The sequence below is a fragment of the Lactiplantibacillus xiangfangensis genome (genome assembly GCF_001438845.1).
GTDB classification, from domain to species: domain Bacteria; phylum Bacillota; class Bacilli; order Lactobacillales; family Lactobacillaceae; genus Lactiplantibacillus; species Lactiplantibacillus xiangfangensis.
Window position 1 is genome coordinate 1 of record NZ_JQCL01000039.1, and the last position, 6,893, is coordinate 6,893.

Annotated in this window: 8 protein-coding genes and 3 pseudogenes; 7 read left to right on the forward strand and 4 right to left on the reverse strand. The window is 35.9% G+C overall.

Annotation, left to right across the window (positions count from 1 at the left end; genetic code table 11):
- Positions 1–103: 103 nt before the first annotated feature.
- Genes IV64_RS03630 through IV64_RS03645 form a run of 4 tightly spaced genes read left to right on the forward strand, consistent with a single transcriptional unit; the run spans position 104 to position 2,893 of the window.
- The gene (locus IV64_RS03630; RefSeq protein WP_025016516.1) at positions 104–1,033 is read left to right on the forward strand and encodes a replication initiation protein; all 930 of its coding nucleotides are present in this window, start codon (positions 104–106) and stop codon (positions 1,031–1,033) included.
- The gene (locus tag IV64_RS03635; RefSeq protein ID WP_057705811.1) at positions 1,026–1,553 is read left to right on the forward strand and encodes a MarR family transcriptional regulator; all 528 of its coding nucleotides are present in this window, start codon (positions 1,026–1,028) and stop codon (positions 1,551–1,553) included. Before IV64_RS03630 ends, IV64_RS03635 begins: the two co-directional genes overlap by 8 nt.
- The gene (locus IV64_RS03640; RefSeq protein WP_057705812.1) at positions 1,541–2,122 is read left to right on the forward strand and encodes a Pycsar system effector family protein; all 582 of its coding nucleotides are present in this window, start codon (positions 1,541–1,543) and stop codon (positions 2,120–2,122) included. Before IV64_RS03635 ends, IV64_RS03640 begins: the two co-directional genes overlap by 13 nt.
- Positions 2,123–2,140: 18 nt before the next feature.
- The gene (locus IV64_RS03645) at positions 2,141–2,893 is read left to right on the forward strand and encodes an adenylate/guanylate cyclase domain-containing protein (RefSeq protein WP_202813321.1); all 753 of its coding nucleotides are present in this window, start codon (positions 2,141–2,143) and stop codon (positions 2,891–2,893) included.
- A 182-nt stretch (positions 2,894–3,075) separates the two neighbouring features.
- On the opposite strand, the gene IV64_RS03650 is transcribed toward IV64_RS03645, so the two are convergent.
- The gene (locus tag IV64_RS03650) at positions 3,076–3,378 is read right to left on the reverse strand and encodes a type II toxin-antitoxin system YafQ family toxin (RefSeq protein ID WP_005917927.1); all 303 of its coding nucleotides are present in this window, start codon (positions 3,376–3,378) and stop codon (positions 3,076–3,078) included.
- Entirely contained in the window at positions 3,368–3,646 is a 279-nt protein-coding gene (locus tag IV64_RS03655) for a plasmid mobilization protein (RefSeq protein WP_003625288.1), read from the reverse strand. Before IV64_RS03655 ends, IV64_RS03650 begins: the two co-directional genes overlap by 11 nt.
- 103 nt (positions 3,647–3,749) lie before the next feature.
- On the opposite strand from IV64_RS03655, the pseudogene IV64_RS14880 reads away from it, so the two are divergent.
- Positions 3,750–3,830: pseudogene (locus IV64_RS14880) on the forward strand (site-specific integrase); the annotation flags it as partial.
- 303 nt (positions 3,831–4,133) lie between these two features.
- Here IV64_RS14880 and IV64_RS03660 read toward each other — a convergent pair.
- Positions 4,134–4,328 (reverse strand): annotated as a pseudogene (locus tag IV64_RS03660) (transposase); the annotation flags it as partial.
- Between the two features lie 125 nt (positions 4,329–4,453).
- On the opposite strand from IV64_RS03660, the gene IV64_RS03665 reads away from it, so the two are divergent.
- Positions 4,454–5,506, forward strand: coding sequence for an ABC transporter permease (locus tag IV64_RS03665; RefSeq protein WP_057705814.1), 1,053 nt, complete (start codon positions 4,454–4,456; stop codon positions 5,504–5,506).
- A gap of 4 nt (positions 5,507–5,510) precedes the next feature.
- A complete protein-coding gene (locus tag IV64_RS03670) occupies positions 5,511–6,191 on the forward strand; it encodes an ABC transporter ATP-binding protein (protein WP_046811108.1) in 681 nt (226 codons plus the stop codon).
- Between the two features lie 570 nt (positions 6,192–6,761).
- Here the strand turns inward: IV64_RS03670 and IV64_RS14545 are convergent.
- Positions 6,762–6,893: pseudogene (locus tag IV64_RS14545) on the reverse strand (type II toxin-antitoxin system YafQ family toxin); the annotation flags it as partial.

The window sequence follows — 6,893 nt, forward strand, 5'->3', positions numbered from 1 at the left end:
ATAGAGTTTTGTCTGTTTATAGATAGAGTTTTGTCTGTTTATAGATAGAGTTTTGTAGTATTATATATTCATAAAACCATATTCATTAAAAGAGGTGCTTCATTTGAGTAATGAAATTGTTAAATATGATCCTGAATTAAATACAATCCCACTTCGAAAATTCACTCCTGTTGAAATGAATTTATTCTTCTCAATAGTTTCTAGAATGCGTGACAAGGGTGACGAAACTGTAAGGTTTTCATTTGATCAATTAAAAGAATTAAGTGCATATAAACCTACAGCAAATAACCGATTTATTGACGATATTGAAAGTACTTATCAAAAAATTTTAGGCTTACGCTTTGGAAGACGTAGTAAAGATGGGCTGCATCGTGAATTTTTTGTTATGTTTACCGAATTTGAGATAAACGGCCATGCTGATGATCCTTATGTTGATATTAAAATTTACCCCAAAGCTATAAAATTATTAAATGAGCTGGAAAGTTGGGTTCGTTATGCTTTATCAGAATTCAGAGATTTAAAAAGTAGCTACGCAAAAACCATGTTTCGGTTACTAAAACAATTTAGAACTACTGGGTACGCTTACTTTTCAGTTGCAGACTTTAACGAGCTATTAGATGTCCCTAAAAGCTATAAAAGTAGCAATATAAATCAATCCGTTTTAAAACCCATCAAAGAGGAACTTACGCCTCTTTTTAGAGGCCTAACGGTTAGAAAAAAATATGGTAAAGGCCGCGGGAAACCAGTGATTGGGTATTCTTTTACTTGGAAGCCTGAAAAGAAAGACGCTAACGACTTCTCACAAGGTCAATTTCAAGATGAACGTCAAAAACTCTTTAACATTCAGCATAATGCTGAATTAACAGAACAGGAAAAATGGCGCGCCATTGACAAGGTTAAGGGGCTAACTTTAGGCTCTACTGAGAAACAAGCATTGGCTGATAAACAGGCCGAGCACGATAAAAAAATAAGAGATCAAGCACGAAAAGAAGCACTTGCTGAACTCCGAAAGGGGTTTGGAAATAATGCCTAAAACAATTAGAGAACTTGCTGATGAATTGGGCGTTTCAAAGCAAAGAATTCAACAAATCATCGCCAAATTATCGCCAAGCAAAACGCCAAATAAGGAAGGCAATAGATATGTTTTGAACGCCCAAGATGTCAAAAATATAAAGGCTTTGATGGGATTTGAAAATAACAAGTCATCAACAAGTGAATCGACAAATAGACTTGTTGATTATGATGTTTACTTAGATGTGATAGATTCCATAAAAGAAAAAGATGAACAGATAAAAAGTTTATTAGAAGTTCAAAAACAAACACAAAATCTTCTAGATCAGCAACAACGACTAGCCTTGCAAGATAAAAATTTGCTAGAAGAATACAAGATAGAAAACAATAGTTTGAAAGCCCTCAAAATGCCCTCACAGGAAACAGAAACAAAGCAATTAGACAATCAACCTAAAGATGAATTGAAAGCTCTTAAGGAGCAATTGGAAACTTTGCAAGAACAAAAAAATGCTAGAAAATGGTGGAATTTATGGCGAAAATAGATGATTCCGTTAAAAACGTTTATCAACTTCAGGAACAAAAAGAAGATTTAATTGATAGGCTAGATAGAATATTAGAATGGATTAACACTTGTGACACAAAAACCTCAATTCTATTAGCAGGTATGGGGATAGTTGGCACCATTCTTACTTCAGAAAAATTATTACAAAAAGAAACTGATGTGTGGGAAGTTTTTTCTAGAAATATAGGTTGTTTAAAAATTATCTGTATCTTCTTATTTATCATGTCTGTAGTGCTAATTATTGTGAGTATTTTCTTCTTTATTCTTGAACTTAATCCTTTTTTATTTTCAAAGAAAATTGGCAATACCAAAATTGATTCGTTATATTTTTTTGGAACGATTTCTAAAAAAAGTAGAAGGACTTTCAAAAAACAATATTTTGAACAAACTCTGACAAATGATGTAGACGATTTATTAAATCAAGTCTATATGAATGCAAAAATCTGTAATTTGAAATATGAGCGCACCAAAAGAGGTATTATTTGTTCAACGGTTGGAGGGATAGGACTAGTGATATTTTTTTTTGTAGGTTGTCTAATATCGAAATAAGAAAGAGAGAGTATTATCATGACTTATGATTATAAAAAAGGAAAAGAAAGAGTAGAAGAAATACTTGACAATGAGATAACTATTACAGAAAGTAAAATACCAATCGATGAAAAATTTACTTTTACAAATGGTTATTATAGTTGGGTAACAGCAATTTTTGTTGATGTTAGAGATTCTTCAAAATTATTTTCCAAAAAAGGACTGGAAAATAAAAAGAAGACAGCAAAGTTAATACGAGCATTTACTTCAGAGATTATTGAGATCTTACGAGAGACAGAAAATTTTAAAGAAATTGGTATTCGAGGAGATTGTGTTTATGCAATTTACAATACTCCGTATCAATCAGATATTCTAGATTGCGCCACTAAAACCATTTGTGTTAATACTTACTTGAAGATGTTAAATAAAGTGCTCCATGGTCGTGGAGAAGATGCATTTAAAGCTGGGATTGGTATGTCAACAGCAGAAGAGTTAATAATTAAAGCAGGCCGTTCCCATACAAATATAAATAGTAAAGTATGGATTGGTGAAGCAGTAACTCGAGCTTCTAATCTATCTAGCTTAGGAGATAAGGAGTTTGATGATAGATTAGTTTTTTCAAATGCTTCTTACATCAATTTCATTGAGGGCTTAAAAAAACGAAATGCTGATAAATCCAGTCAAGAAGTAGAAGGATGGTTTACTAAATTCAAAGATGAGGATGAAAATATTTGTTATCATGCAAATGTTATAAACCAAAAATTCAATGACTGGATAGAGTCTGAAATGTAATTAATACAGAGACTATTTCTTGATAACTAGAACGGTTCTGTTTCAAAGCTTCAAACATAAAAAAGGGGTTATAATATACAAATAACCCCTCAAAAACATTGAAAGAATAGCCCCCAATATCTATAATGTAGATATTGGGGGCTATTTTAATTTATTTTTTTATAAGTGCCCCTAAACTATAGCTATTGATTCAAGATTTCATGGGAGCCAGTTGCAACCAATAACAAAATCAATTCATCATGATCTAGCTGATAAATAACAATCCAGTTGTCATAATTTTTACCATAGTTTCCATATCTGGCAGGGTGAAATTCACGATAGCCACGCCAATTTCCTTTTAATGCATGATCTTTAATCTGTTTCAAAACAAGTACATCTTGTTCAACAATTGCTTCTAAACAAGGCTTCAAGACAGTTATTGGGAAATGTTTTTTGACTAGTTTTTTTAATTCACGTTCAAAAGATTTGGTCTGTTTAATTTGCATCTAACTTATCGATCCAATCTTCAAAGTCAGTCAATGAACCAATGTTTTTGACCTGCCCTGTTTCTGCTTCTTTTTTAGCGGCTAAGGCTTCCGGAGAATCTAAAAAGCTGACTAATCGAACTTCATTATTGGCCGCTTTAACTAACGATAAGCGTATATACTCAGAAACGGTTAGCCCTTGTTTTGCTAGATTAGCTTTAGCCCGTTCACTAATGTCAGGTGTTACACGAGTTGAAATTGTCTTGTTTTTAATAATAGTATTACTCATTCTAATCCGCCTCCTTTAAGTTTACCATCGTACTACATTATAATATTCGATTTTTAGGTTTTCTGCAACTAAATTAATTTTAAAGTAAAGGAACTAACAGCTTATGCAACAAGTTGTCTTACCCATCAAAGATTCAAATGTTCTCAAGGAGGTTCAAGATACGTTACTCAATAACTTTAGAAGCTGTTTAGTATCTTTGATTTTGACCAAATAATTTGATAACTACTGTCAAAAAAGTTGGTGATCATATGCAACATTTTAGTCATCATTACCAAAGCGATATTTCTCGGCAACAATTCGATTTGATCCGCCAGGATCTGGAAGCTTCAAGGTCCCCAATTCCCCCCTCACTCAAAAAGGAGTGAGCGAAGCCCACGCTCACATTTAACTGCGCCTCCCGTTGGTCGTTGCTAAAATCAAGCCCATGGTTAGGAAACTTCGGTCACACCCTCAGGCAGAATTAAATAGCGTTAATAGCTGATCTGGCCCTTTGAAGTTGTTTGAATTCTTTGGACGTTACTTCAGTACCGTCTTCTAGCTCAACTGATTTAGCGCCTTTAACCCAATTCCGAATTGAATCGGCTGAAGGACCGTATTCCTTGGATAATTCATCGGATCGTCGTCCCGCTTTAACCATCTCCACAATGGACTTTTTTAAGTCCTCTTCATAACGTGTAACCATAAATAAAAATGCTCCTATGATGATATTTTACCAAACTAGCAAAACTAGTCCGGAATCTCATCATAAGAGCATGTATACTTGTGTATAGTAAGTTTGCTGAACTGCAACAAATACAGGAGGAACAAATGTTTTTAGCAATTAGAGAGATTAAAAAAGAAAAACTACGGTACGGCTTGATTCTAACAGTCGTCGTCTTAATCAGTTATTTGATTTTCATTTTAAGTGCCCTGGCGCTCGGGCTGGCAACAGCTAACACCGCTGCGGTGGACAGCTGGCAGTCTAAGTCCTTTGTAATGACCAAAGACGCTAATGGCAATGCCGGACAGTCATTACTGACAACGAAACAGGTGGATCAGTTAAGCGACGACAAAACCGCAACACTTGGCATTACACCAGTTAATATGAAAATTGGCGGAAAACGTGAATCCGCACAATTCGTTGGGATGAATAACGACGAGTACATCGCTAAAAACCTACAATTAACCAAGGGGCACTTGCCAAAGGCAGCTAACGAAGTCGTCCTCGCTGACTCAGTTGATAAGGATATTTACGGTATGGGGGATAAAATTTCGATTGGGTTATCTGATACGAAATATAAAATCGTGGGTTATGCGAAAAATGCCACGTATAACACCGCACCTGTTATTTATGGCGCGTTAGCGCAATGGCGTGTCATTAAGGGCGTGTCAGATCAATTCCAAGGTAGCGTAGTTACTTCAAAAACGTCACAATCGGTCGATGATAAAGCATTAAAGACTTATTCATACCAAGCCTTTATCAATAAATTGCCAGGTTATACACCGCAAAAAGCGACGTTTGGTCTCATGATTGGCTTCCTGATTGTCATTTCATTGATTGTGATTACCATCTTCCTCTACATTCTAACGGTTCAAAAATTGCCTAACTTGGCAGTTTTGCGTGCACAAGGCATTCCAAATCGTTTCTTGGCCCAAAATACGTTATTTGAGACGTTCTTTATTATAGCAACTGGTATCGTCGTTGGTGCTGTACTATCGGCATTAACTGAATTTGGGATTCCAGATAGCGTACCAATGGCATTTGATTGGGGATTGATGGGACTCATTGCGGCCGGATTGATGGTAACCGGGTTACTGGGTGCAATCATTCCGATTCGTGTGATTAGTAAGATTGATCCGGTATCAGTAATTGGAGGTTAAAAAGATGCGTGAAGAAAAACTAGCCCTTGAACACGTGACGAAACAATTTGGTCAGAAAACCAATTTAGTTACGGCACTAGAAGACGTCAGTTTAGCGTTTAAAGCTGGTGAGGTGTCGCTTATCATTGGTCCTTCAGGATCTGGTAAAAGTACCTTGCTAACCATTTTAGGCGGGTTACAGACACCAACAGACGGCTCAGTTCGTTTGAATGGTCACGACATCAGTGATTTGAGTACCAAAGAAGCCGAAAAAACACGACTTGAACAAATCGGTTTCGTCTTACAGGCGTACAATCTCGTGCCATATTTAACCGTAGCAGACCAATTCAAACTTGTTGACCAGGTGAAGCCTAACAATAACCTCAGTCAAGATGGATTTGACAAAATTATTGAAACGCTAGGCATTCAAAAATTATTAAACAAATACCCTGGCGAATTGTCTGGCGGTCAACAACAGCGCGTTGCAATTGCCCGTGCGTTGTATACAGACCCGGCGATCATCCTAGCCGATGAACCTACGGCAGCATTAGATACGGCACGTGTCAAAGAAGTTGGCCAACTTTTTGCTAATATTGCGCATGACGAGGAAAAAGCAGTCGTCATCGTCACGCACGATGATCGTCTGCGAGAGTTTTCTGATAATGTCTACAAAATTGTCGACGGAAAACTATCTAATACGGACTGATTAACACACTTGCTCTTATGCTGATATTCCGGACTAGTTTTTCTCGTTTGGTAAAATATCATCATAAGAGCAATAGATTATTTAGTTATGTTTTTGTCGAGCTTGCATTTTTGCTAGTCCGCTTGTAGCAAGGGTTTCAGCCCAATATAATAACTAAAATTTATAAGGTTACTTTTCAAATGTGTTGATTATCCATTGCAGAGAAAAGAACACAATAAAAATGATAAGAATAGGAAGCAGTCTAGCCAGCCAAATATTGATGTTTGGATATTGTGACAGAGTATGATAGAGCCATTGGGCAATTATAAAAGCGCCCAATCCGCTGACGATTTATTTGATGTTTTTATACATGTTATTTCTCCAATATATTCATACTAATATAGTACCTATAATACCATTAAACAAAAAAACAGCCCCTATTATCTATCCACTAGATAACGGGGGCTGTTTTATAGGGGCGATTAAAAAAAGGCACAAATAACCCCTCAAAATCATTGTTAAAATAACCCCCAATATCTATAATGTAGATGTTGGGGGTTATTTGTTTTTATATGGTATAAATGACTTCTCTTATTTGCCATTTTTTCGATACCTTTTAGCACGATTTTGACCAGGAAATAAACGATCATGCGATCCGACTCGAATGCCAATTAAGACTAGTTCATCTTTATCAATCGTATAAACCACCAGGACATCGTTAGT